We start from the raw sequence: 21,001 nt of genomic DNA, 5'->3' as shown, positions 1-21,001 counted from the left end.
GGGAGCGGGCTTGCCCGCGATGGCCTCAAGCGCGCCGCGAATGGTACAGGCTCACCTTGCGAAACTCCCAAGGCTCGGCCAGGTCCGGCAGGGTCAAAGCCTCGAGGATCTCCAACCGCTGATAATTCGGATGCTGGAAGTCCCGTACCCGTGAATCCGCTACCAGCGCTTCGCGGCCGCGGGTGAGGAACTGATCCAGCAACGGCAGGTTGGCGCGGTCGTAGAGTACGTCGGCCACCAGGATCAGGTCGAAGCGGTCGGCTTCGGCAAAAAAGTCTGCCGAATAACTCAATGACACCTGGTTGAGCTCGGCATTCGCACGGCAAGCGGCCAAGGCCAGTGGGTCCAGGTCGCAGGCCACCACCTCCAGGGCCCCAGCCTTGACGGCGGCGATCCCGGCTACTCCCGAACCTGCGCCGAAATCCAGCACGCGTTTGCCGGCGACCCACTCGGGATGCGCCACCAGGTAGCGGGCCAACGCCAGGCCGCTGGCCCAGCAAAAGCTCCAGTAGGGCGGCTCATGCAGGATGCGCCGGGTTTCTTCCTGGCTGAAGGCGCGGTCCATGTTGTCGGCGTCGAGCAGCCACAGCGACAATTCGGTGCCCGGCAGTGGGCAGGGCACTAATTGCGCGTCGCCGATCAGTTCGCTCAAGGCACGCTGCAGGTGCAGCGGTGGTGTCATGGTGCCTTGACGAGTTGCAAGGGGCCGGTGCTCTGGGTGATCGCCTGGGTGACGCGCACGGCAGGTAGATGCAGGATCAACTGGCCGGACTGGCTGGCGCGACCGCGCAATTCCACGCGGGCACCGGCCGGGAAGGCTTCAGGGTTGAAGCGCAGGCGGAAGGCCAAAGGCTTGCCGTTGCCGCTCAGTACGCTGCTGGCGAGCAGTTGCTGCGGGCGCGAACGCTCGTCGATCACCAAGAGCGCCATCTCGACTTCGGCACCGGCGGGCACGTTGGTCAGGCTGCCGCTGATTTCGCGCTGATAGGCGGGCAGGGGGCCGAGGTCTTCAATGCCCGGGACTTTCTTCTCTTGCGCGGGTGTCGGTTGAGGCGCGGCCGGCTTGGGGGCTTCGCTGCTGCAGGCGACCAGAAAACTGAACAGGCTGAGTAGAACGAGTGGTCGTAACTGCATGTACGGCTCCAGAAAGGACAAAATCCGTGGCTTAAAAAATATCAAACATATAAGCCTGCCTATATACCGTAAAGGCTATGGCTTGTCTTGCCACAGGGATGCGCTACCATGGCCCTCCCATTTTTTGTTGCCTGCCAACCATGCACTGTCCCTTCTGCGGTGCCAACGACACCAAGGTCATCGACTCGCGTCTGGTCGCCGAGGGCGACCAAGTGCGTCGCCGGCGCGAATGCCTGGCCTGTGGTGAACGTTTCACCACCTTCGAAACCGCCGAACTGGTGTTGCCGCGTCTGATCAAGTCCGACGGCAGCCGCCAGCCTTTCGACGAAGAAAAACTGCGCGCCGGTATGCAGCGCGCCCTGGAAAAACGCCCGGTGAGTGTCGAGCGCCTGGAAGCGGCGCTGGTGCATATCAAGCACAAGCTGCGGGCGACCGGCGAGCGCGAGGTCAAGAGCCTGGTGGTCGGCGAGTTGGTGATGGGCGAGCTGCAAAAGCTCGACGAAGTCGCCTATATCCGTTTTGCCTCGGTGTATCGACGCTTCCAGGACCTCAATGAGTTCCGCGAAGAGATCGACCGCCTGGCCCGTGAGCCCTCCAAACAATGACATCTGAACAGGCTGTGCTTGACGCCCACTACATGGCCCGGGCCCTCGAATTGGCGCGCAAGGGCCTGTACACCACCCACCCCAACCCGCGGGTCGGCTGCGTGATAGTGCGTGACGGGCAGATTGTCGGCGAAGGCTGGCATGAGCGCACTGGCGAGCCCCATGCCGAGCCCAATGCCCTGCGCGCCGCTGGCGACAAGGCCCGTGGCGCGACAGTGTACGTGACCCTTGAACCGTGCAGTCATCATGGCCGTACGCCGCCCTGTGCCGATGCGCTGGTGACCGCCGGCGTCGCGCGGGTGGTGGCTGGCATGCAGGACCCGAACCCCGAAGTGGCTGGCCGAGGTATGCAGCGCCTGGCCCAGGCGGGTATCGAGGTGCGCAGCGGTGTGCTGGAAACCGAAGCGCGGGCGCTTAACCCCGGCTTCCTCAAGCGCATGGAGCACGGTCTGCCGTTTGTGCGGGTCAAGCTGGCGATGAGCCTGGACGGCCGCACGGCGATGGCCAGCGGCGAAAGCCAATGGATCACCGGCCCCGCCGCCCGTGCTGCGGTGCAACGCTTGCGTGCCGAGGCCAGCGTGGTGCTGACCGGTGCCGACACGGTACTGGCCGACGGTGCCCGCTTGACCGTACGCGCCGCCGAACTGGGCCTGGACGAAGCAACCACCGCCCTGGCCATGTCGCGCCCGCCGTTGCGCGTGCTGATCGATGGCCGCCTGCGGGTGCCGCTCAACGCACCGTTCTTCAAGGCCGGCCCGGCATTGGTCATCACCTGCGTGACTCCGGAAAACCAGTTCCCCCGGGGCCCTGAGTGCCTTGTGGTTCCAGGTGTGGAGGGTCAGGTTGACCTGCGCTCGGCATTGGTCGCCCTGGCCGCCCGTGGCGTCAACGATGTGTTGGTGGAAGCCGGCCCAAGCCTGGCCGGCGCGTTTGCCCAACAAGGCCTGGTGGATGAATACGTGATATTCATCGCCGGCAAGTTCCTCGGCTCCGCTGCCCGCCCGTTGCTGGACTGGCCGCTTGATAAGTTGGCCGATGCTCCCCAACTCAAGATCACCGAAATGCGCGCTGTGGGCGACGACTGGCGAGTCACTGCCATCCCCGTCCCAGCAGTGAGCGTATAATTCCCGGCCTGCGCTTGAGCGTCAGCCCCCTCGTTTTCAGGAGAACGAAATGTTCACCGGCATTATCGAATCCATCGGCAGCATCCGTGCAATGACCCCCAAAGGCGGGGATGTCCGCCTGCTGGTTGAAACCGGCAAGCTGGACCTCGGCGACGTCAAGCTGGGCGACAGTATCGCCGTCAGCGGCGTGTGCCTGACCGTCATCGAGCTGCCGGGCAACGGCTTTGCTGCCGATGTCAGCCGGGAAACCCTGGACTGCACCGCGATGAACGATCTTGCGGCCGGCAGCCCGGTCAACCTGGAAAAAGCCCTGACGCCCACCACACGCCTGGGCGGTCACCTGGTCAGCGGCCACGTCGACGGTGTCGGCGAAGTGGTGGCCCGCAGCGAAAACGCCCGCGCCGTGGAATTCCGTATCCGCGCGCCAAAAGAGCTGGCCAAGTACATCGCCCACAAAGGCTCGATCACCGTCGATGGCACCAGCCTGACCGTGAACGCCGTGAATGGCGCTGAATTTGAACTGACCATCATTCCCCACACCCTCAGCGAAACCATCATGGCCTCGTACCAGCCGGGTCGCCGGGTGAACCTGGAAGTGGACTTGCTTGCCCGTTACCTGGAGCGCCTGTTGTTGGGCGAAAAGGCCGCAGAGCCTGCAGCCGGTAACATCACCGAAAGTTTTCTGGCCGCTAACGGCTACCTGAAATCCTGACCAAGGGGGTGCCGCGTGGCGCTCAATAACATCGAAGAACTGGTTGAAGACATCCGCCAAGGCAAGATGGTCATCCTCATGGATGACGAAGATCGCGAGAACGAAGGCGACATCATCATGGCCGCCGAAGCGTGCAAGCCCGAGCACATCAACTTCATGGCCAAGCACGCCCGTGGGCTGATCTGCATGCCCATGAGCCGTGAACGCTGCGAATTGCTCAAGCTGCCCTTGATGGCGCCGCGCAATGGCTCGGGTTTCGGCACCAAGTTCACCGTATCGATTGAAGCCACCACGGGCGTCACTACCGGCATTTCCGCCGCTGACCGCGCCCGCACCGTGCAAGCTGCGGCGGCGAAAGACGCCAAGGCTGAAGACATCGTCAGCCCCGGCCATATCTTCCCGCTGATGGCCCAACCGGGCGGTACCCTGGCCCGTGCCGGCCACACCGAAGCCGCGTGCGACCTGGCGCGCATGGCCGGTTTCGAGCCAAGCGGGGTGATCTGCGAAGTGATGAACGACGATGGCACCATGGCCCGTCGTACTGAACTCGAAGCCTTTGCCGCAGAGCACAACCTCAAGATCGGCACCATCGCCGACCTGATTCACTACCGGATGATCCACGAACGTACCGTTCAGCGGATTGCCGAGCAGCCACTGGACAGCGAGCTGGGCCAATTCAATTTGGTGACCTACCGTGATTCAGTGGAAGGCGACGTGCATATGGCCCTGACCCTGGGCAACATTTGCGCAGAAGAACCGACCCTGGTACGCGTACACAACATGGACCCACTGCGTGACCTGTTGATGGTCAAGCAGCCCGGTCGCTGGAGCCTGCGCGCCGCCATGGCTGCGGTTTCCGAGGCCGGCAGCGGTGTGGTGCTGTTGCTCGGTCACCCGCTCGATGGTGATGTGCTGCTGGCGCACATCCGCGAAACCGCCGACGCCGTGCCGGTGAAAAAACCGACCACCTACAGCATCGTCGGTGCCGGTTCGCAGATCCTGCGCGACCTGGGCGTGCGCAAAATGCGCCTGATGAGCGCACCGATGAAATTTAATGCGATATCCGGATTCGACCTGGAAGTTGTAGAATACGTGCCCTCCGAATAAAGGCTGGCGATTTTTGCCCCTTGTTCGCGGTTAAATCATCACTGAGGGACGCACTTTTCGCGTCCCGGCTCTTTAAGAGATTTGTCGAATGACCCTGAAGACCATCGAAGGTACCTTCATCGCCCCCAAAGGCCGCTATGCCCTGGTGGTTGGCCGCTTCAACAGCTTCGTGGTTGAAAGCCTGGTAAGCGGTGCGGTTGACGCCCTGGTTCGCCACGGTGTGAGCGAGAGCGATATCACCCTTATCCGTGCCCCTGGCGCCTTCGAAATTCCACTGGTTGCGCAAAAAGTTGCTCAGCAGGGTGAATACGCGGCGATCATCGCCCTGGGCGCGGTCATTCGTGGCGGCACCCCGCATTTCGAATACGTAGCCGGCGAATGCACCAAGGGCCTGGCCCAGGTGTCCATGGAGTTCGGCGTGCCAGTCGCTTTCGGCGTACTGACCGTGGATTCCATCGAGCAAGCCATCGAGCGTTCCGGCACCAAGGCCGGTAACAAAGGCGCTGAAGCTGCCTTGTCCGCCCTGGAAATGGTCAGCCTGCTGTCGCAGTTGGAGGCCAAGTGATTTCCGACGAAAGCGATCAGTTCAACCCTCAGGACCCGCGTCCTGCCGATGCCGGCAAACCGTCCAAGAGCGAGAAGCGCCGCAAGGCGCGTCAACTCGCGACCCAGGCGCTGTACCAGCGTCACCTGGCGGGCGCTTCGCTGAACGAAATCGAGGCACAGTTTCGCGTCGATAACGATTTCACCTTCGCCGACCAGAGCTACTTCCACGACATCCTGCACGGCGTGCATGCCAACCTGACCGAGATCGACACAGCCCTGGCGCCATGCCTGGACCTGACCATCGAAGAACTCGACCCGGTTGAGCTGTGCGTGATGCGCCTGTCCACCTGGGAGCTGCTCAAGCGCGTCGACGTGCCGTACCGCGTCGTGATCAACGAAGGCATCGAACTGGCGAAAGTCTACGGTTCGACCGACGGCCACAAGTTCGTCAACGGCGTGCTCGACAAGCTGGCCCCACGCCTGCGTGAAGCCGAAGTGAAGGAACACAAGCGCTAATCTGCGCTTGATTCCTCAATGGGTGAGTTTGAGCTGATCCGCACATACTTCGCCGCCGCGCCTTGTGCGCAAGGCGGCGAAGGCATTGCCCTGGGGATCGGCGACGACTGCGCCTTGCTGGCGCTTCCCGCCGGGGAGCAACTGGCAGTCTCCACCGATACGCTGGTGGCTGGCGTGCATTTTGCCGACCCCTGTGACCCGTTCCTGCTCGGCCAGCGCTCGCTGGCCGTGGCGGTGAGCGACCTGGCCGCCATGGGCGCCCACCCCCTCGCCTTTACCCTTGCCCTGACCACGCCGAGCGTCGAAGCCGATTGGCTGCAACGCTATGCCCAAGGCTTGAACGCCATGGCGCAAAGCTGCGGCGTAGGCTTGGTGGGCGGCGATACCACCCGTGGGCCGCTGAGCCTGACCCTGACCGTGTTCGGCCGTGTGCCGGCTGGCCAGGCCTTGACGCGCAGCGGTGCACAGCCCGGCGACCTGCTGTGTGTGGGTGGCGAGTTAGGCAATGCCGCTGGTGCCTTGCCGCTGGTATTGGGGCAACGCACGGCTGACGCAGCAATCGCCGAGCCGCTGTTGGCGCATTACTGGTCGCCGCAACCGCAGCTGGCCCTGGGGCTTGCGCTGCGGGGCAAGGCGACAGCGGCCATGGATATTTCCGATGGGCTGTTGGCCGACTGTGGGCATATCGCCAAGGCGTCAGCGGTGCGCCTGGTGGTTGAGCGCCACCGGTTGCCGTTGTCCGAGGCGTTGCTGGCGTTTGTCGGTGAAGACCAGGCTCAAGTAGCGGCGTTGAGCGGGGGCGACGACTATGTGTTGGCGTTCACCTTGCCACCGTCCGAGTTGGCGCCGTTGCAGGCGGATGGCTGGCCGGTGCATGTGGTCGGTCGGGTCGAAACGGGGCAGGGCGTGACGCTGCTCGACGTCGACGGCCAGGACATCACCCCGGCCGTGCGCGGCTACCAGCATTTTCGCCAGACGCCCTGAGCCGGCGGTCTGCGCTACCCTTAAGACGATTATCCCGAGTAAGAGGCCGTGACTATGGCTGCATGCCGCTGGCTGCTGATCGTGCTGTGTTCCTTCGTTTCCCTGGCCCAGGCGGACACTCCCGTGCCCGGTAAAATCGTGCTGGCCAGTGAGGAGTGGAACGACTACACCAACAGAGATGGTAGCGGCCTGGCCTGGGACCTGCTGCGCCGCGTCTTCGAGCCAGCAGGCATTACCCTGGAAACTCGCAGCGTGCCCTATACCCGATCGGTCGGCCTGGCCCAGCGTGGTGAGGCGGATGGTTGTGTCGGCACCTACCGCGATGAGGTCAGCGCAGTGCTGTACCCGCGCTGGAACTTCGACGCCGATCATGTCTACGCTCTCGGGCTGGCAACTTCACCCACGCCGACGTTGGCGACCCTGGGCAACTACCGCCTGGCCTGGGTGCGCGGCTATAAATACGAGGAATACCTGCCCACCGTGCGCCGCTTCAACCAGATCGAGCGGCGCAGCGGCATTCTGCCAATGCTGCAACACGGCCGTGCCGATTTTTATATCGACGCCCTCACCGAAGCCAAATACGTGCTCAGCCAGGCGCAAGACCCGGCGCTGTTCAAACTCACCCATATCGCTGAGCTGCCGCTCTACGTAGGCTTTGCCGACACCGAGCGCGGCAGGGCATTGATGGCCGTGTATGACCAGCGTTTGGGTATCCTGGTCCAGACCGGTGAGTTGAAATCGATATTCGAACGCTGGAAACAGCCGTATCCGTTCTGACGCCCATAGAACTGACTCAAAGGCCAATCGAACCTATTGATCTTTATCAGCGATAATTCAGCTTAAGCGTCTGTAGGAACGTGCTGTTACAATGCCCGCCTCTGTGAAATCTGAAATCAGGAGCACACGGTGCCCGTCGTTTTCGTCGCCGCTTCCAAGCTGCCTACCCCTTTTGCCACGTTCACCATGAACGGCTTTCTTGAAGAAGCCACCGGGCGCGAGCACGTTGTGCTCAGCCTCGGCGACATCACCGATGGCGCGCCGGTGCTGGGGCGTGTGCATTCCGAGTGCCTGACCGGCGATGCGCTGTTCAGCCAGCGCTGTGACTGCGGCTCGCAACTGGAGGCCGCACTGCAGGCCATCGCCCGTGAAGGGCGTGGCGTGCTGCTGTACTTGCGCCAGGAAGGCCGGGGCATTGGCCTGTTGAACAAGATCCGCGCCTACGAACTGCAAGATGGCGGCGCCGACACCGTGGAGGCCAACGAGCGCCTGGGCTTTGCTGCCGACCAGCGCGACTACGCCATCTGCCTGCCGATGCTCGAGCACCTGGGGGTCAAATCCCTGCGCCTGATGACCAACAACCCCCGCAAGGTCAAAGCCTTGACCGAGATGGGCATCACCGTGGCCGAGCGCGTGCCTCTGCACACCGGGCATAACCCGCACAACAAGCTCTACCTGGCCACCAAAGCCAGCAAGCTCGACCATATGATGGGCAATGAGCACCAGGGCGAGGTCGACCGCGCGTGACCCGTGGCCAGGTGAAACGGCGACTGTCCTTCAACTGGTGGCAGTACCTGGCCTTGGCGTTGCTGCCCTTGTTTTTGATCAACCTGCTGTTTGGCCGCGCTGAATCCTTGCTACCGGTACTGGCCATGCCGTTCTTCATCGCTGGCGTGGCCTCGATGTTTCTTAGCCTGCGTTATTTTCATGGCTATAAACACGCGCTTATCGCCACCTCCAAAGCCCTTGATACTGCTGAAGAACCCGCCGCTTGGATCACCCTGGCGGCGCGTCGGCGCACAGCCTTGCTGGTTGCAGCGTTACCGGCCTGGATCGGTGCGCTGGCGGTGTTCGTCGGCCTGGAGGCGGTGCCGCTGTTTCTGTTGGCGCTGTCGACGCTGGTGCTGTTCTACCTCTATCGCATACCGCGTCAGTTGGGATGAAGCGCTATTGGCTGGCGCTGCTGCTGGTAGTCAGTGCCCAGGCGTTGGCGGTCGAGCGGGTTGTCAGCCTGGCGCCGTCACTGTCCGAAATCGTGCTTGAGCTGGGTGCCGAGGACTTGCTGGTCGGCGTGCTTGACGGTGGTGACCGCCCGGCGGCGTTGGCGAAGGTGCCCTCGGTCGGGCACTACGGCCAGTTGGACATGGAGCGCCTGCTCAGCCTCAAGCCCGACTTGATCCTGCTGTGGCCTGGCAGCGTCGGCCCGGCCCAGCGCGAGCAGCTCCAGCGGTTGAATATCCCGGTGTACGTCGCAGAACCCCACAGCCTTGAACAACTGACCGCCCAGGTGCAGGCCATTGCCGAGCAATTGGGCCGCGCTGAGGCAGGGCGCCAGCTCGCGGTACAACTGCGTCAGCGCTTGGCCGAGTTGCGCCAGCGCTACCAGCGGGCCGAGCCGCTGCGGGTGTTTTACCAAGTGTGGAACCAGCCGCTGTACACCGTGGGCGGTGGGCAGATCATCAGCGATGCCCTCAGCGTGTGCGGGGCGCGCAATGTGTTTGATGACCTGAAGTTGCCGGCGCCGCAGGTGAATATCGAATCGGTGCTGGCGCGAGACCCCGAGGTGATCCTGGTGGGGGATCAGGCTCAGAAGGAGGCCTGGAAGGCATGGCCGGCGATGGCTGCTCGGGTGCGGTTGGTGCCGGACAAGGGCCTGGAGCGGCCCAGCGGGCAGATGTTGGAGGCGGTGGGGCGGTTGTGCCAGGTGATTGCGCCGAACTTGTGACAACGCTATCGCAGGCAAGCCAGCTCCCACTGGGGAATGCATTTCAATTGTGGGAGCTGGCTTGCCTGCGATGACGCCGGATCAGGCTACTTAGATCTCAGGTGTCCACGTCACCCCAACCATCCACACCCGACCTTCTTCACGATAATTCTGGCTTTCCCCGAGGTAGCTGTACTTCGCCCGTGCGTAAGACTTGTCCAGCACGTTATCCACCTTCAACGACAACGACACCTCCCGGTTCAACGCCCAACTACTGCGCAGCCCCAACAAGGCATAACCGCCCAGACGGTTGCGGTTGGCTTCATCGTCGTAGCTGCTGCTGATCGCTTGCCAGCTGGCGCCGAGACCGAGTTGATCAAATTGCCGGTCCAGATCCAGGTTCACCGTTCGCCGGGCGCGACGTGCCAGGGTGTGGCCGCTGTCACGGTCACGCGGGTCGATAAGCGACAGGCCCAGGTTGCCCTGCCAGCCAAACAGTTCCTGCTTGAGCGCCGCTTCAAAGCCGTTGATCCGCGCCGACGCCACGTTTTGCGGCTTGCCAGCGTCAAGGATAATCGCGTCGCTCAGGTCGGTGCGATACAGCGAGGCTTCCAGGCGCGTGCTGTCGCTCAGTTGGCTGCGCCATTGCAGCTCGTAGCTCTTTGATGTCTCGGGCTGCAGGTTGGGGTTGCTGTACTGGGTGTCGGGGTAATAGAGGTCGTTGAAGGTCGGCGCGCGAAAGCCTTCGCTGTAGCTCAAGAGCAGGTCATTGTCAGGGTTGACCGGCAAGGTCAGGGTGCCGCTCCAACTGTTCTGGCCGCCGAACTGCTGGTTCTGGTCGCGGCGCAGGCCCAGCTCGGTGGAAAACCACTGGCTATGGAAGCGATGCTGCACGAACGCTGCCCGGTTCCAGCGGCTGTTCTCGGTAAAGGTGGTAGAACCGTGGAAACGATCTTCGTACCAGTCGCCGCCGACGATCAGGCTGTTTTGCTCATCCAGGGTCAGGTCGTTCTGCCAATTGACCGAGTCGCGGTAGGTGTTGAATGCACTGTAATCATCGCTGAGGGTATCGCGCTTGGTGTCGCGGTTTTCACTGTGGCCCAGCTCCAGGCGCGACTGCCAGCTGTCATTGAGCTTGGCATCGAGATAGCCGCTGGCGCTGCTCACGGTGTAGTCGGTGTAGGGTTTCTGGCCCAGGCTCTGCCCGGTGGCGCCGTCGTAGCGGCCATAACTGTTGTCGTACTCCGACTTGCCACGGTTATCCCACAGGTTGAAGCCCGCCTCCAGCTCATCGCTGAACGAATGGCTGAGGTTCAGGCTGATGGACTGGTTGCGGTACGCATCATGGTCGCCGTCACTGGGAAACGACGCGTGGCTCGCGTTGATACCGGCGGTTTCATCCAGGCTCGCGCCCAGGTTGAAACGCGTGTGTTCATCGCCGCCCGACAGGCCCAGGCTGCGCTCCCAGGTCTGGTTGCTGCCAAAGCCAAGTTTCAAGCGCGGCTGCAAGCCTTGCTCGGCATTGCGCCGGGTGAACACCTGAATCACCCCGCCAATCGCATCGCTGCCATAAATGACCGAACGTGAACCGCGCAGCACTTCCACCCGTTCAATCTGATCGACGTTGAGGTATTGCAAGCCGCTGTCGCCGGAGGTGGTGTTGGCGATGCGTTGGCCGTCCACCAGCACCAGGCTCTGCGCCGATTTGGTGCCGCGAATGAAAATCCCCGGCAAACTGCCACGCCCACCGGATGGCGCAACTTGCACGCCCGGCACGCGGCTGAGCAGGTCGGTGACGCTGGTGGGCTGAAGGCGGTCGATGTCGGCGCGGGTGAATACGGTGTTGGCGGCGCTGCTGTCATTACGCGCCTGGACTTGGCGGTTGGCGCTGATGACCACGTCGGAGAGCTTCAGGGCCTGGTCGCGGGTGTCGGCGAGCAGGTCAGCGCAGGGTAGCAGCAGCAGGGCAAGGCACAGGCGTTTCATGGGCTGTCCATAGCATTCGAAGGTCATGCAAAACCACTGTGGGAGCTGGCTTGCCTGCGATAGCGGTGTATCTGACACATTGTTAGCGAATGTGCCGCCGTCATCGCAGGCAAGCCAGCTCCCACATTTGGGGCAGATTACAGATTCAGTAGCGCCAAGCGCTCGCGAACGGACGCCTCGATACCCGCCTCGTCCAACCCGCATTCAGCCAGCATCTGTGCCGGCTTGGCGTGCTCGACGTATACATCCGGCAAGCCCAGGTGCAGCACCGACTTGAGGATATTCTCCCGCGCCAGGAACTCGCTGACCGCCGCACCGGCGCCGCCCATGATGGCGTTCTCTTCGACGGTCACCAGCAGCTCATGGCCAGCGGCGATCTCGCGCACCAACGCGTCATCCAGTGGCTTGACGAACCGCATGTCGACCACGGTGGCGTCGATCTTCTCAGCGACTTTCAAGGCTTCGGCCAGTTGTACGCCAAACACCAGGAATGCAGTCTTGCTGCCTTGGCGACGCACGATGCCTTTACCGATTTCAATCGGCTCCAGGTCTTTCTCGATCACGGCATTCGGGCCTGTGCCGCGCGGGTAGCGCACGGCGGCCGGGCCGTTGTACAGGTGGCCGGTGCTGAGCATCTTGCGCAGTTCGTTCTCGTCGCTCGGAGTCATCACCAGCATGCCGGGGATGCAGCGCAGGTACGAGAGATCGAAACTGCCGGCATGGGTCGGGCCGTCTTCGCCTACCAGGCCGGCGCGATCGATGGCGAACAGCACATCGAGGTTCTGCACCGCCACATCGTGAACCAGCTGGTCATAACCGCGTTGCAGGAAGGTGGAGTAGATCGCCACCACTGGCTTGGCGCCTTCGCAGGCCATGCCGGCCGCGAAGGTCACGGCGTGTTGCTCGGCAATCGCCACGTCGAAGTAACGCAGCGGGAAACGCTCGCTGAACGCCACCAGATCGGAGCCTTCCTTCATCGCCGGGGTAACCCCTACCAGGCGCGGGTCGGCGGCGGCCATGTCGCACAGCCATTCGCCAAACACCCCGGAATACTTCGGCCCGCTGGCCTTTTTCGGCGCGGCGGCGGGGGCATCGAGGGGTTCGAGCTTGGTGATCGCGTGGTAACCAATCGGGTCGACTTCCGCCGGAGCGAAACCTTTGCCTTTTTTGGTGACAATATGCAGGAATTGCGGGCCCTTGAGGTCGCGCATGTTGCGCAACGTGGCGATCAGGGTGGGCAGGTCGTGGCCGTCGATAGGGCCGATATAGTTCCAGCCCAGCTCTTCGAACAGGGTGCCGGGTACCAGCATGCCCTTGGCGTATTCTTCGGTGCGACGCGCGATTTCCCACGCGCCAGGTAGGCGCGACAGCACTTTCTTGCTGCCTTCGCGCATGCTGGCGTAGGTACGGCTGGAGAGGATCTTCGCCAGGTAATTGGACAAGCCACCCACGTTGCGCGAAATCGACATGTCGTTGTCGTTGAGGATCACCAACATGTTGGCGTCCACTTCAGGCGCATGGTTCAGCGCTTCGAAGGCCATGCCGGCGGTCAGCGCGCCGTCACCAATCACCGCAATCGCCTTGCGCTCACTGCCTTGCAGGCGGGCGGCAATCGCCATGCCCAGCGCTGCACTGATGGACGTGCTGGAGTGGCCGACACCAAAGGTGTCGTACTCGCTCTCGGCACGGCGCGGGAAGGCGGCCAGGCCGTCCTTCTGGCGCAGGCTGGCCATGCGCTCGCGACGGCCGGTGAGGATTTTATGCGGATACGCCTGGTGGCCCACGTCCCACACCAGCCGGTCGTCCGGGGTGTCGAACACGTAATGCAAGGCGATGGTCAGCTCGATCACGCCCAGCCCGGCGCCAAAATGCCCACCGGTCTGGCCGACCGTGTAGAGCAATTCCAGGCGCAGCTCATCGGCCAGGGTTTCCAGCTCGGCTTCACCCAGTCGACGCAGGCCGTCCGGCGTGGCAGCACGGTCGAGCAGGGGCGTAGACGGGCGTTTGCGGGGAATCTCTTGAAACGTCGTGGGCATCAGGCGAATCGTTATAGGTATAGAAGAGGCGGCAGTTTACCTCAAGCCGTGCAAACTGCCCACGCAGAGGGCCTAACTTGGCCGATATGCGGCGCAAATGGCCGCGGCTGTCAGTGGCGACGTTCGACGATATACCGCGCCAGGTCACGCAGTGGCTCGGCCGCCGCGTCGAAAGGTCGCAGGGCATCCAGGGCCTGGTCGCGCAGCTCGACGGCGTACGCCTTGGCGGCTTGCAGCCCCAGCAATGCAGGATAAGTCGGCTTGTCCCGTGCGATATCGGCGCCTTGGCGTTTGCCGAGGGTGGCGGTGTCACTTTCCACGTCGAGAATATCGTCCTGCACCTGGAAGGCCAGGCCGATAGCGCGGGAATAGGTCTGCAGGGCCGCCAATTGCTCGGCGCCGGCGCGGCCACTGGCCAGGGCGCCCAACTGCACGGCCGCCTCAATCAGCGCGCCGGTCTTGTGGCGATGCATGTGTTCCAGGGCTTTTTGATCCAGCTTGAGGCTGACCGAGCCCATGTCGATGGCTTGCCCGCCGACCATGCCAGCCGGGCCTGCGGCGTGGGCCAAGGCGGTGACCATGCGCAGGCGGATCTCGGCGTTGACGCTGCTCAAGCGCGGGTCCAGCAATGCGCTGAACGCCAGGCTCTGCAAGCCGTCACCGGCCAGGATCGCATAGGCTTCATCAAAGGCTTTATGGGTGGTGGGCTGGCCGCGACGCAAATCATCATCGTCCATGGCTGGCAAATCGTCATGCACCAGGGAATAAGCGTGGATCAACTCCACCGCACACGCCGCGCCATTGGCCTCGGCCGCCGGCGCTCCCAGGGCTTCGCAGGCCGCATAGGCCAGCAACGGGCGCACCCGCTTGCCACCATTCATCACGCTGTAGCGCATGGCTTCATAGAGGCGCGTCATTTCCGGGCTTGGCGCAACAAACAGGGGCTCCAGCGCGGCATTCACCCGGGCTTGGCTACTGGCCTGGTATGCGCTGATCATTCCGGCTGTTCCGCATCGAAAGGCTCTTCGGCCAACTCCCCGTCACGCTCCAGCAACACCTGGACCTTCTGCTCCGCCTGCGCCAACGCGCTCTGACAGTCGCGGGTCAGGCCGATGCCTTGCTCAAACGCTGTCAACGAGTCTTCCAGCGACAACTCGCCGTTCTCCAGACGCTCGACCAGGGCTTGCAGGTCGGCGAGGGATTGTTCGAAATCGAGTGCAACTTTTTTGCGGGCCATGGCGGCAATTCCGGTAGACGGTAAACCGGCGCGACACTAGCAGACATGGGGGATTGGGGCAAATGAGTGGCGCACACACGGTGGTGTAAGCCGATTGATGAGTTTATTCGGCTCACCGAGTCTCAGCTTGCCTTCGTGGCGACCGAGCACTCCCCCTGCGCCGCTTTCAATTGGGCCTCGAAGACCAATAAACCCCGATGCATATTCTGCAATGCCACAATTTGCATGGCTAACGCTTGCTTCTTATTGGCGATGGCTTGATCAGCCTTGTCCCAAGGAAGCGCGTCACCCTCGTACCCCTGCAAAATCTCCTGTAATTCCTTGAGCTTGAACCCCAGCTGTTGCGCGCACTTTATAAACATCAGCCGCTCGACACTCTGCGCGGTATAAACGCGATAACCGCCCTCACGCGCAGGTGCTGGCATCAGCCCGATCGCCTCATAGTGACGAATCGCCTTGATGGTCGTGCCGGACAACTGCGCGGCTTTGCCGATGTACATGAAAATTCCCTTTTTCAAATAGTGCGCCGGCCTGTTTGAGCCACTTGGCCCGCTGCGTCAGCGAAGAGCCCAGCACCGGCCCCAACAGCAGCGTCTTGCTCGTCGCGATGCCGCACAGCGCCAGCGTGGTGCGCCGCATTTGGTGGATGGCCGGCATGCGATAAGCCCAGCGGTAATACCACGGCGGCGTGTCGAGGGTCACTAACAAGTGCGCGGTTCGGCCCTTTAGCAGCGTGTCTGGGAATGCCTTGCCTGTGCGGTATTTGAAGGCAAAGCCGGGGAGGAAAACGCGGTCGATAAAGCCCTTCATCAGTGCCGGGATACCGCCCCACCAGACAGGGAAAACCCAGGCCAGATGCTCGGCCCAAAGGATGTCGGCTTGGGCGCTGAGCAAGTCAGGTTCCAGCGCTTGAACCTGGGTGTAAGCATGATGAAGGATGGGGTCGAACCTGAGATCACCCAGGCGCAGGACGCGGACTTCGTGACCGGCCGTTTTAGCAGCGTGGATATAAGTGTGTGCGAGGGCGGAACAAAAGCTATCGGCGGACGGGTGGCCGAGAATGACCAGAATGCGCTGACTCATGGTGATAAGTTCTGAGAAAAGGGCATTCAGGGTAGGGGGTGCCGTATAGGGGAGAGTCAAGTGCCAGCAGGACCTTTCTGTGAGGTACGCAGGACCCTTCCTGAACTGTTCTCGAATGCTTGTGACGGTACTGTCGGTTGGCTAGCCTGCCGAAAACACCAGAGTAAAAAAGGCATGAGCGAAACTTCTATCGGGTTGATCGCGCCTCCTGAGGGCTACGGCGATTGGCTGACAGACCTCAAGGGCCGTATCCATCAGGCGCAACAGCGCGCATCAATTGCCGTTAATCGTGAGCTGGTGCTGCTCTACTGGCAGCTCGGCCACGATATTTTGACGCGTCAGCACGCTCAAGGCTGGGGTAGTAAAGTGATTGACCGCCTTGCGCAAGATCTGCGAGCGGCCTTTCCGGACATCAAGGGTTTTTCGCCGCGCAATCTGAAGTACATGAGGGCTTTTGCCGAGGCGTGGCCGGATTCGGAGTTTGTGCAAGAGGTGCTTGCACAATTGCCTTGGTACCATCAAATCGCGCTTCTGGACAAACTTCCCGGCCCTGAAACGCGACGTTGGTACGCCATCCAAACGATCAAGCATAGTTGGTCGCGCAACACCTTGGTGATGCACATTGAAAACCGCCTGTTGGAGCGCAGTGGCAAGGCAGTGAGCAACTTCGAAAGCCATCTGCCCAAAGCGCAATCCGACCTGGCTCGCGAGTCTCTTAAGGACCCTTATCGCTTTGATTTCCTCAGCCTGGGTCAGAATGCACAAGAGCGCGAAATCGAAAACGCCCTGATCAAGCATGTCACTGACTTCTTGTTGGAGTTGGGCGCAGGTTTTGCCTTCGTTGGCCGGCAAGTGCTGCTGAATGTAGGCGGCGATGAGTTCTTCATCGACCTGTTGTTCTATCACCTGAAGCTGCGTTGCTATGTGGTGATCGAACTCAAGGCGGGCAAGTTCAAGCCCGAGCATCTGGGCAAATTGAGCTTCTATCTTGCGGCGGTGGATGCCGAGATAAAGCACCCACAAGACGGCCCGACTATCGGTCTCTTGCTGTGCAAGGGTAAAAATGAAGTGGTGGCTGAATATGCACTGCGCGATAACAACCGACCTATTGGTGTGGCGGAATATCAACTGATGGAGTCTTTGCCAGTCGAACTGCAGTCGAGCTTGCCTAGCATCGAGCAAATCGAGCGAGAGTTGGCGGGATAGGCTGGGTCTTTTCGGTGGTTGAAAAATGTAAGGAAAAATCTCACGCGTGAGCTATTGAGTACCTTGCGGATTGCCTGTAGATTTTCTCACGCGTGAGTTTTTCACAGCGAGGTCAGTACCATGAACAGCAGCTCTCCATCGAGCCCATCAACTGGGCCCGATACCGATTCAACAAGCCTCAAGGGAGAGCGCTTGAAGCCGTCCGCAAAAAAGCCGTCGAGCTTTTACATGAAGCAGATGCGTGCGGGGCTGGCGGCGGCCGGTTATGTGAAACACGAGACTTGGGTGCTTCCCGAAAACCGAAGCCTGCTCAAGCAAATGGAGAAACAGCTACGCCAACCGATCCTGGCTGGCTCATTCATGTCGGAGAATTTCATGAGCGCAGGTACCAACTGGAATATCGATCGCCTCTTCAGTGCTCTTCAGGCGCTGGATGACGTGACGTCCAATGACATTACGCTTTCTCTCGTCCAAGGCTCCGAGTCCAGCATCAAGCTGGAGATGAACGACTTTGGTGGCTTGCCGATTTACATCGCGGTGGTGGGCGAGCAAATCATCGTGGATACCGTCCTGGTTGACGCTGAGTCCATCAACGACGTGCCGGCCTTCAACGACGCCGTGCTGCGCAGCCGGGAGATGTTCCCGTTGTCGTCCATCGGTATCGAGTCCATGCCGAACGGGCAGGTGGTTTACAACATGTTCGGTGCGCTCAGCTCCGACTCCAGCCTGACCAACATCGTGACCGAGGTGAAAACCCTGGTTGATAACGTGCAGCGCGCCAGCGAAGCCTTCGAACGTTTCTTCATTTAATTATTCGGGAAAACCCAATGACTCAGTCCATCTGGAGCAAATTGTTCACCGCGTTGCGTGGCGGTGCCAGCGAAGTCGGCGAATCGATCGTCGACCAACAGGCCCTGCGCATCCTCGACCAGGAAATTCGCGATGCCGACAGCGCCTTGGCCAACGCCAAGCGTGAATTGGTAAGCATCATGGCCAAGCACAAACTGGCGGCTGATCGCGTTGGCGAGTACGACGCCAAGATCAAAGACCTGGAATCCAAGGCGATGGCCGCTATCCAGGCCAACCGTGAAGACCTCGCCCTGGAAGTGGCCGAAGCCATTTCGACCCTGACCAACGAGCGGGACGTGGAGCAAAAGCAGACCACCGAGTTCGGTGGGTACGCTGAGAGCATGCGCAAAGACATCACCAAGGCCGAAAGCCGCATCAAAAGCCTGCGCCAGCAAGTGGACATGGCCAAGGCTCGCGACAGCGTGCAAAAGGCCCAGGTCAGTGCCTCCATTGCCAGCGGCGGTGCCAACGGCAAGCTGGAAACCGCCGTCGGTACGCTCAATCGCTTGCAGGCCAAACAGCAACAACGCGCCGCTGAGCTGCAAGCCCAGGATGAGCTGGCTGAAGCGTCGACGGGGACAGACCTGGAACGCAAACTGCGCGATGCCGGCATCACGCCGAACGAAGGCAGTGCCAATGCGATTCTGGAGCGTCTGAAGCAAAAGTCGGCTGAGTAATCAACGTAGGTCAGTTAAGCCTGCAACTCTGTGGGGAGGGAGCTTGCTCCCGCTGGGCTGCGCAGCAGTCCTGTTTTTGGGGCCGCTTCGCGCCCCAGCGGGAGCAAGCTCCCTCGCCACAGTCGCAGTGCTCTTCTTTTGCATGTTGAGGTCAGGATGAACGCCTTGAAGGGTTTCAAGACAATCGCAGGCCTGGCCCTCTTCATGGTCGCGCTGCAACTGCTCAATGTGGCGACCGGTTACAGCCTCATGGCATTCGGGCTAATCCCAAGAACGGTGCAGGGTCTGTTCGGCATACTCTCCTCGCCGTTTTTGCACGCCTCCTTCGCTCACCTGAGCGCCAACCTGATTGCCTTTTTGGTCTTGGGCTCTCTGGTCATGATCGAAGGGGTCAACCGGTTCATCGCCGTCAGTGCCATCGTCATTCTGCTGGGCGGCTTGTTGGTCTGGCTGTTCGGTTTTTCAGGCGTACACGTCGGCGCCAGCGGCTGGGTGTTCGGGCTATGGGCCTATCTGCTGTCTCGCGCCTGGTTCCATAGAAGCTGGGGCAACCTGCTAACAGCCGCTGTCGTGGCTTTGCTGTATGGCGGACTGGTCGTGGGCTTCCTTCCGCGGCAGGGCGTTTCCTTCGAAGGGCATCTGTTTGGTGCGCTCGCCGGATTTATTGCAGCCAAGGTACTTCTATCCACGCCGCGCAGCGGGTTTAATGCCGGGTGAACGCACTTGAGCATCCAGACGCCGAGGCGATGCTGTCGTCAGGATTCAAGTACCCAGGGAGCCAGGGGCCAAATGTCGATTTTCCTACTGTTACGCATGTACGCCTCGTCCCTCTTTCACCGCTTCGGTTGGGCAGGGCTGATCGTTGCCTTGGGTGTCCACCTGAGCACGGCTTATCTGGGCCTGGTGTTGCTGGGCGAACAACACCTCACCGCTCCCGCCACGTTTATCTACTTCTACCTCACCACCACACTCACCGTCGGCTATGGCGACCTCGCGCCGCAGACCTCGGCGGGACGAATTTTCGTGGCGACCTGGGTCATGCTCGGGGGCATTGCGCTGCTCACGGCCGCCATCGGCAAAACCACCAGCAGTGTTATCGATGCATGGAGAAAAGGCATGAAGGGCAAAGGTGATTTCACCGGCAAGGTCGGCCATACCGTGCTGATCGGCTGGGAGGGCGCGTCCAGCGAGCGGGTGATTGAATTGTTGCTGCAAGACGAAACCTCGAACGACAACCTGATCGTGATCTGCGATTGCAGCCTTGAAGAAAACCCGATGCCGGGCAAAGCAGCGTTCATCCGCGGCGAAAGCCTGTCTTCCACCGCACTGTTGCTGCGTGCCGGTGTGCCCGGTGCCGAGCGTGTGCTGGTGCGAACCCCGTCTGATGACCTGACGCTGGCCACCGTGCTGGCGGTGAACCAACTGAGTCCCGTCGGGCATGTGGTCGCCCACTTCAACGAAAGTGAAATCGCCGCACTCGCCAGCTCCTACGCCCCGCGCCTGGAGTGCACGTCCAGCATGGCAATTGAAATGCTGGTGCGCGCCTCTCAGGATCCGGGCTCGTCGGTGGTCATCAATGAATTGCTGTGCGTAGGGCAGGGCGCCACCCAGTACCTGATGAAATTGCCCGAAGCCTTTGAGGCAACATTCGGCGAGCTGTACACGCAGATGAAGGAGCGCCACAACGCCACCCTCATTGGCTATCGCGCCAAAGGTGTTCAGCAGCCGTCGATCAACCCGCCCAGTGCCACAGAGGTCAAAGGCGGCGAACTCTTCTACATCGCTTCCACTCGCCTTAAGGAAATCTCCCATGGGATGGCTTAAACAGTTGATGGGGCTTGAGGCCCCAAAAGCCACTACCGACTCGAGCCGAACCGCCAGCCCAAGCCTGCCTGCTACCGGTCCTTTGGGCCTGGCGCCGGGCAAGGGCGTGATGTTCGACACCACCCTGAAATTGCTGCTCGATGAAAAAACCAACGTGGTGATCCCCGGCTCCCAGGAAATCTGGAGCAATGGCACCATCGATCTTGGCCAGTCCACCTGGCTGTCGCGCTATTACATGAACGACGAAGATTATTGGTTGCAGGTGCACACCACCGGCCAGATAGCGGGCCAGGTCGAGTCAGTGATTCTGTTCAACTACCTCAGCTACGTCACCATCAGCAGTGAAGCGGAACTGCGCAGGCTGGCGGGCCCACAGAGCCTGATCGGGCTGCCGACCTACACCCACGACGGCGTTGAGTACTTCCGGGAGTGGGGCAGCGAGGACGGCCAGACCGAATTGGTGGCGATGAGCGAACAGGTCACCAGCCCAGAAGCCACCTACAGCGTCGAGCACCGTTCGATGCTATACGCCCGCGACACCGGCCTGACCGACCGTCGAGAATTCCTGCTGTTCTCCGTCGAAGAAGATGCCGAAGGCACCATCAGCCTGAGCATATCCCTGGGCATTTCGCTGTACACCACCGACCTGACTACGCTCTAAAAAAGGAAGCCGT

The 21,001-nt window shown here is 61.4% G+C and carries 25 protein-coding genes; 17 read left to right on the top strand and 8 right to left on the bottom strand.

Features of this window, described 5'->3' with window-relative positions; genetic code table 11:
• Positions 1 to 25: 25 nt before the first annotated feature.
• Both ACP7CZ_RS23015 and ACP7CZ_RS23010 read right to left on the bottom strand, forming a co-directional pair.
• On the bottom strand, positions 26 to 682 hold the full coding sequence (locus ACP7CZ_RS23015) for a class I SAM-dependent methyltransferase (RefSeq protein ID WP_057975582.1): 657 nt from the start codon (positions 680 to 682) through the stop codon (positions 26 to 28).
• Positions 679 to 1,134, bottom strand: a complete 456-nt coding sequence (locus ACP7CZ_RS23010; protein ID WP_034133864.1) for a YbaY family lipoprotein — start codon at positions 1,132 to 1,134, stop codon at positions 679 to 681. The genes ACP7CZ_RS23015 and ACP7CZ_RS23010 overlap by 4 nt, the downstream gene beginning before the upstream one ends.
• Before the next feature lie 140 nt (positions 1,135 to 1,274).
• On the opposite strand from ACP7CZ_RS23010, the gene nrdR reads away from it, so the two are divergent.
• The 11 genes from nrdR (at position 1,275) to ACP7CZ_RS22955 (ending at position 9,450) form a co-directional block, all read left to right on the top strand.
• A complete protein-coding gene (nrdR, locus tag ACP7CZ_RS23005; RefSeq protein WP_019818855.1) occupies positions 1,275 to 1,739 on the top strand; it encodes a transcriptional regulator NrdR in 465 nt (154 codons plus the stop codon).
• On the top strand, positions 1,736 to 2,863 hold the full coding sequence (ribD, locus tag ACP7CZ_RS23000) for a bifunctional diaminohydroxyphosphoribosylaminopyrimidine deaminase/5-amino-6-(5-phosphoribosylamino)uracil reductase RibD (RefSeq protein ID WP_294167263.1): 1,128 nt from the start codon (positions 1,736 to 1,738) through the stop codon (positions 2,861 to 2,863). The genes nrdR and ribD overlap by 4 nt, the downstream gene beginning before the upstream one ends.
• A 49-nt stretch (positions 2,864 to 2,912) precedes the next feature.
• Positions 2,913 to 3,575 (top strand): riboflavin synthase, encoded by a 663-nt coding sequence (locus ACP7CZ_RS22995; RefSeq protein WP_047711880.1) that lies wholly within the window; start codon positions 2,913 to 2,915, stop codon positions 3,573 to 3,575.
• 15 nt (positions 3,576 to 3,590) lie between these two features.
• A complete protein-coding gene (gene ribBA / locus ACP7CZ_RS22990; RefSeq protein ID WP_060772740.1) occupies positions 3,591 to 4,682 on the top strand; it encodes a bifunctional 3,4-dihydroxy-2-butanone-4-phosphate synthase/GTP cyclohydrolase II in 1,092 nt (363 codons plus the stop codon).
• Between the two features lie 88 nt (positions 4,683 to 4,770).
• Positions 4,771 to 5,247, top strand: a complete 477-nt coding sequence (gene ribH / locus ACP7CZ_RS22985) for a 6,7-dimethyl-8-ribityllumazine synthase (protein ID WP_003194576.1) — start codon at positions 4,771 to 4,773, stop codon at positions 5,245 to 5,247.
• A complete protein-coding gene (gene nusB, locus ACP7CZ_RS22980) occupies positions 5,244 to 5,744 on the top strand; it encodes a transcription antitermination factor NusB (protein ID WP_014720126.1) in 501 nt (166 codons plus the stop codon). Before ribH ends, nusB begins: the two co-directional genes overlap by 4 nt.
• Before the next feature lie 18 nt (positions 5,745 to 5,762).
• Positions 5,763 to 6,728, top strand: coding sequence for a thiamine-phosphate kinase (gene thiL / locus ACP7CZ_RS22975; protein ID WP_197900756.1), 966 nt, complete (start codon positions 5,763 to 5,765; stop codon positions 6,726 to 6,728).
• 54 nt (positions 6,729 to 6,782) lie between these two features.
• Positions 6,783 to 7,505, top strand: a complete 723-nt coding sequence (locus ACP7CZ_RS22970; protein WP_259284739.1) for a substrate-binding periplasmic protein — start codon at positions 6,783 to 6,785, stop codon at positions 7,503 to 7,505.
• Between the two features lie 129 nt (positions 7,506 to 7,634).
• Entirely contained in the window at positions 7,635 to 8,252 is a 618-nt protein-coding gene (gene ribA, locus ACP7CZ_RS22965; RefSeq protein WP_005791841.1) for a GTP cyclohydrolase II, read from the top strand.
• The gene (locus ACP7CZ_RS22960; RefSeq protein ID WP_054896934.1) at positions 8,249 to 8,668 is read left to right on the top strand and encodes a nuclear fragile X mental retardation-interacting protein 1; all 420 of its coding nucleotides are present in this window, start codon (positions 8,249 to 8,251) and stop codon (positions 8,666 to 8,668) included. Before ribA ends, ACP7CZ_RS22960 begins: the two co-directional genes overlap by 4 nt.
• Positions 8,665 to 9,450, top strand: a complete 786-nt coding sequence (locus ACP7CZ_RS22955; protein ID WP_072448233.1) for a cobalamin-binding protein — start codon at positions 8,665 to 8,667, stop codon at positions 9,448 to 9,450. The genes ACP7CZ_RS22960 and ACP7CZ_RS22955 overlap by 4 nt, the downstream gene beginning before the upstream one ends.
• A gap of 90 nt (positions 9,451 to 9,540) precedes the next feature.
• Here ACP7CZ_RS22955 and ACP7CZ_RS22950 read toward each other — a convergent pair whose 3' ends face one another.
• The 6 genes from ACP7CZ_RS22950 to ACP7CZ_RS22925 form a co-directional block, all read right to left on the bottom strand.
• A complete protein-coding gene (locus tag ACP7CZ_RS22950) occupies positions 9,541 to 11,415 on the bottom strand; it encodes a TonB-dependent receptor domain-containing protein (protein WP_054896932.1) in 1,875 nt (624 codons plus the stop codon).
• Between the two features lie 137 nt (positions 11,416 to 11,552).
• Positions 11,553 to 13,451, bottom strand: a complete 1,899-nt coding sequence (gene dxs, locus ACP7CZ_RS22945) for a 1-deoxy-D-xylulose-5-phosphate synthase (protein WP_034126860.1) — start codon at positions 13,449 to 13,451, stop codon at positions 11,553 to 11,555.
• A 110-nt stretch (positions 13,452 to 13,561) separates the two neighbouring features.
• A complete protein-coding gene (gene ispA / locus ACP7CZ_RS22940; RefSeq protein WP_034126861.1) occupies positions 13,562 to 14,449 on the bottom strand; it encodes a (2E,6E)-farnesyl diphosphate synthase in 888 nt (295 codons plus the stop codon).
• A complete protein-coding gene (locus ACP7CZ_RS22935) occupies positions 14,446 to 14,688 on the bottom strand; it encodes an exodeoxyribonuclease VII small subunit (protein WP_003194556.1) in 243 nt (80 codons plus the stop codon). The genes ispA and ACP7CZ_RS22935 overlap by 4 nt, the downstream gene beginning before the upstream one ends.
• Positions 14,689 to 14,810: 122 nt before the next feature.
• The gene (locus tag ACP7CZ_RS22930) at positions 14,811 to 15,188 is read right to left on the bottom strand and encodes a MerR family transcriptional regulator (protein WP_054896931.1); all 378 of its coding nucleotides are present in this window, start codon (positions 15,186 to 15,188) and stop codon (positions 14,811 to 14,813) included.
• Positions 15,127 to 15,771, bottom strand: coding sequence for an NAD(P)H-dependent oxidoreductase (locus ACP7CZ_RS22925; protein ID WP_082423386.1), 645 nt, complete (start codon positions 15,769 to 15,771; stop codon positions 15,127 to 15,129). The genes ACP7CZ_RS22930 and ACP7CZ_RS22925 overlap by 62 nt, the downstream gene beginning before the upstream one ends.
• Before the next feature lie 174 nt (positions 15,772 to 15,945).
• Between ACP7CZ_RS22925 and ACP7CZ_RS22920 the strand changes: the two genes are divergently transcribed.
• The 6 genes from ACP7CZ_RS22920 (at position 15,946) to ACP7CZ_RS22895 (ending at position 20,988) form a co-directional block, all read left to right on the top strand.
• On the top strand, positions 15,946 to 16,977 hold the full coding sequence (locus tag ACP7CZ_RS22920) for a PDDEXK nuclease domain-containing protein (protein WP_054896929.1): 1,032 nt from the start codon (positions 15,946 to 15,948) through the stop codon (positions 16,975 to 16,977).
• 228 nt (positions 16,978 to 17,205) lie between these two features.
• Entirely contained in the window at positions 17,206 to 17,787 is a 582-nt protein-coding gene (locus ACP7CZ_RS22915; RefSeq protein ID WP_032895109.1) for a YjfI family protein, read from the top strand.
• Between the two features lie 17 nt (positions 17,788 to 17,804).
• Entirely contained in the window at positions 17,805 to 18,503 is a 699-nt protein-coding gene (locus tag ACP7CZ_RS22910) for a PspA/IM30 family protein (RefSeq protein WP_014720114.1), read from the top strand.
• Positions 18,504 to 18,659: 156 nt separating this feature from the next.
• On the top strand, positions 18,660 to 19,220 hold the full coding sequence (locus tag ACP7CZ_RS22905; protein WP_197880345.1) for a rhomboid family intramembrane serine protease: 561 nt from the start codon (positions 18,660 to 18,662) through the stop codon (positions 19,218 to 19,220).
• Between the two features lie 72 nt (positions 19,221 to 19,292).
• A complete protein-coding gene (locus ACP7CZ_RS22900) occupies positions 19,293 to 20,327 on the top strand; it encodes an ion channel (protein ID WP_054896927.1) in 1,035 nt (344 codons plus the stop codon).
• Positions 20,314 to 20,988 carry a DUF2491 family protein gene (locus ACP7CZ_RS22895; protein ID WP_054896926.1) on the top strand — a complete coding sequence of 225 codons (675 nt, stop codon included), beginning with the start codon at positions 20,314 to 20,316 and terminating at the stop codon, positions 20,986 to 20,988. Before ACP7CZ_RS22900 ends, ACP7CZ_RS22895 begins: the two co-directional genes overlap by 14 nt.
• Positions 20,989 to 21,001: the final 13 nt, after the last annotated feature.

The organism is Pseudomonas sp. DWP2-2 (assembly GCF_049897065.1).
GTDB lineage: Bacteria > Pseudomonadota > Gammaproteobacteria > Pseudomonadales > Pseudomonadaceae > Aquipseudomonas > Aquipseudomonas paracarnis.
Note: the sequence above shows the minus strand (reverse complement) of the source record. Positions and strands in the feature narration are given on the sequence as shown.

Bases quoted from the DNA above. Each gene is read 5' to 3' on its own strand.
- ACP7CZ_RS23015 (WP_057975582.1), bottom strand. From the start codon at position 682: ATGACACCACCGCTGCACCTGCAGCGTGCCTTGAGCGAACTGATCGGC.
- ACP7CZ_RS23010 (WP_034133864.1), bottom strand. From the start codon at position 1,134: ATGCAGTTACGACCACTCGTTCTACTCAGCCTGTTCAGTTTTCTGGTC.
- nrdR (WP_019818855.1), top strand. From the start codon at position 1,275: ATGCACTGTCCCTTCTGCGGTGCCAACGACACCAAGGTCATCGACTCG.
- ribD (WP_294167263.1), top strand. From the start codon at position 1,736: ATGACATCTGAACAGGCTGTGCTTGACGCCCACTACATGGCCCGGGCC.
- ACP7CZ_RS22995 (WP_047711880.1), top strand. From the start codon at position 2,913: ATGTTCACCGGCATTATCGAATCCATCGGCAGCATCCGTGCAATGACC.
- ribH (WP_003194576.1), top strand. From the start codon at position 4,771: ATGACCCTGAAGACCATCGAAGGTACCTTCATCGCCCCCAAAGGCCGC.
- thiL (WP_197900756.1), top strand. From the start codon at position 5,763: ATGGGTGAGTTTGAGCTGATCCGCACATACTTCGCCGCCGCGCCTTGT.
- ACP7CZ_RS22970 (WP_259284739.1), top strand. From the start codon at position 6,783: ATGGCTGCATGCCGCTGGCTGCTGATCGTGCTGTGTTCCTTCGTTTCC.
- ACP7CZ_RS22955 (WP_072448233.1), top strand. From the start codon at position 8,665: ATGAAGCGCTATTGGCTGGCGCTGCTGCTGGTAGTCAGTGCCCAGGCG.
- ACP7CZ_RS22950 (WP_054896932.1), bottom strand. From the start codon at position 11,415: ATGAAACGCCTGTGCCTTGCCCTGCTGCTGCTACCCTGCGCTGACCTG.
- dxs (WP_034126860.1), bottom strand. From the start codon at position 13,451: ATGCCCACGACGTTTCAAGAGATTCCCCGCAAACGCCCGTCTACGCCC.
- ispA (WP_034126861.1), bottom strand. From the start codon at position 14,449: ATGATCAGCGCATACCAGGCCAGTAGCCAAGCCCGGGTGAATGCCGCG.
- ACP7CZ_RS22935 (WP_003194556.1), bottom strand. From the start codon at position 14,688: ATGGCCCGCAAAAAAGTTGCACTCGATTTCGAACAATCCCTCGCCGAC.
- ACP7CZ_RS22930 (WP_054896931.1), bottom strand. From the start codon at position 15,188: ATGTACATCGGCAAAGCCGCGCAGTTGTCCGGCACGACCATCAAGGCG.
- ACP7CZ_RS22925 (WP_082423386.1), bottom strand. From the start codon at position 15,771: ATGAGTCAGCGCATTCTGGTCATTCTCGGCCACCCGTCCGCCGATAGC.
- ACP7CZ_RS22920 (WP_054896929.1), top strand. From the start codon at position 15,946: ATGAGCGAAACTTCTATCGGGTTGATCGCGCCTCCTGAGGGCTACGGC.
- ACP7CZ_RS22915 (WP_032895109.1), top strand. From the start codon at position 17,206: ATGAAGCAGATGCGTGCGGGGCTGGCGGCGGCCGGTTATGTGAAACAC.
- ACP7CZ_RS22910 (WP_014720114.1), top strand. From the start codon at position 17,805: ATGACTCAGTCCATCTGGAGCAAATTGTTCACCGCGTTGCGTGGCGGT.
- ACP7CZ_RS22905 (WP_197880345.1), top strand. From the start codon at position 18,660: ATGAACGCCTTGAAGGGTTTCAAGACAATCGCAGGCCTGGCCCTCTTC.
- ACP7CZ_RS22900 (WP_054896927.1), top strand. From the start codon at position 19,293: ATGTCGATTTTCCTACTGTTACGCATGTACGCCTCGTCCCTCTTTCAC.
- ACP7CZ_RS22895 (WP_054896926.1), top strand. From the start codon at position 20,314: ATGGGATGGCTTAAACAGTTGATGGGGCTTGAGGCCCCAAAAGCCACT.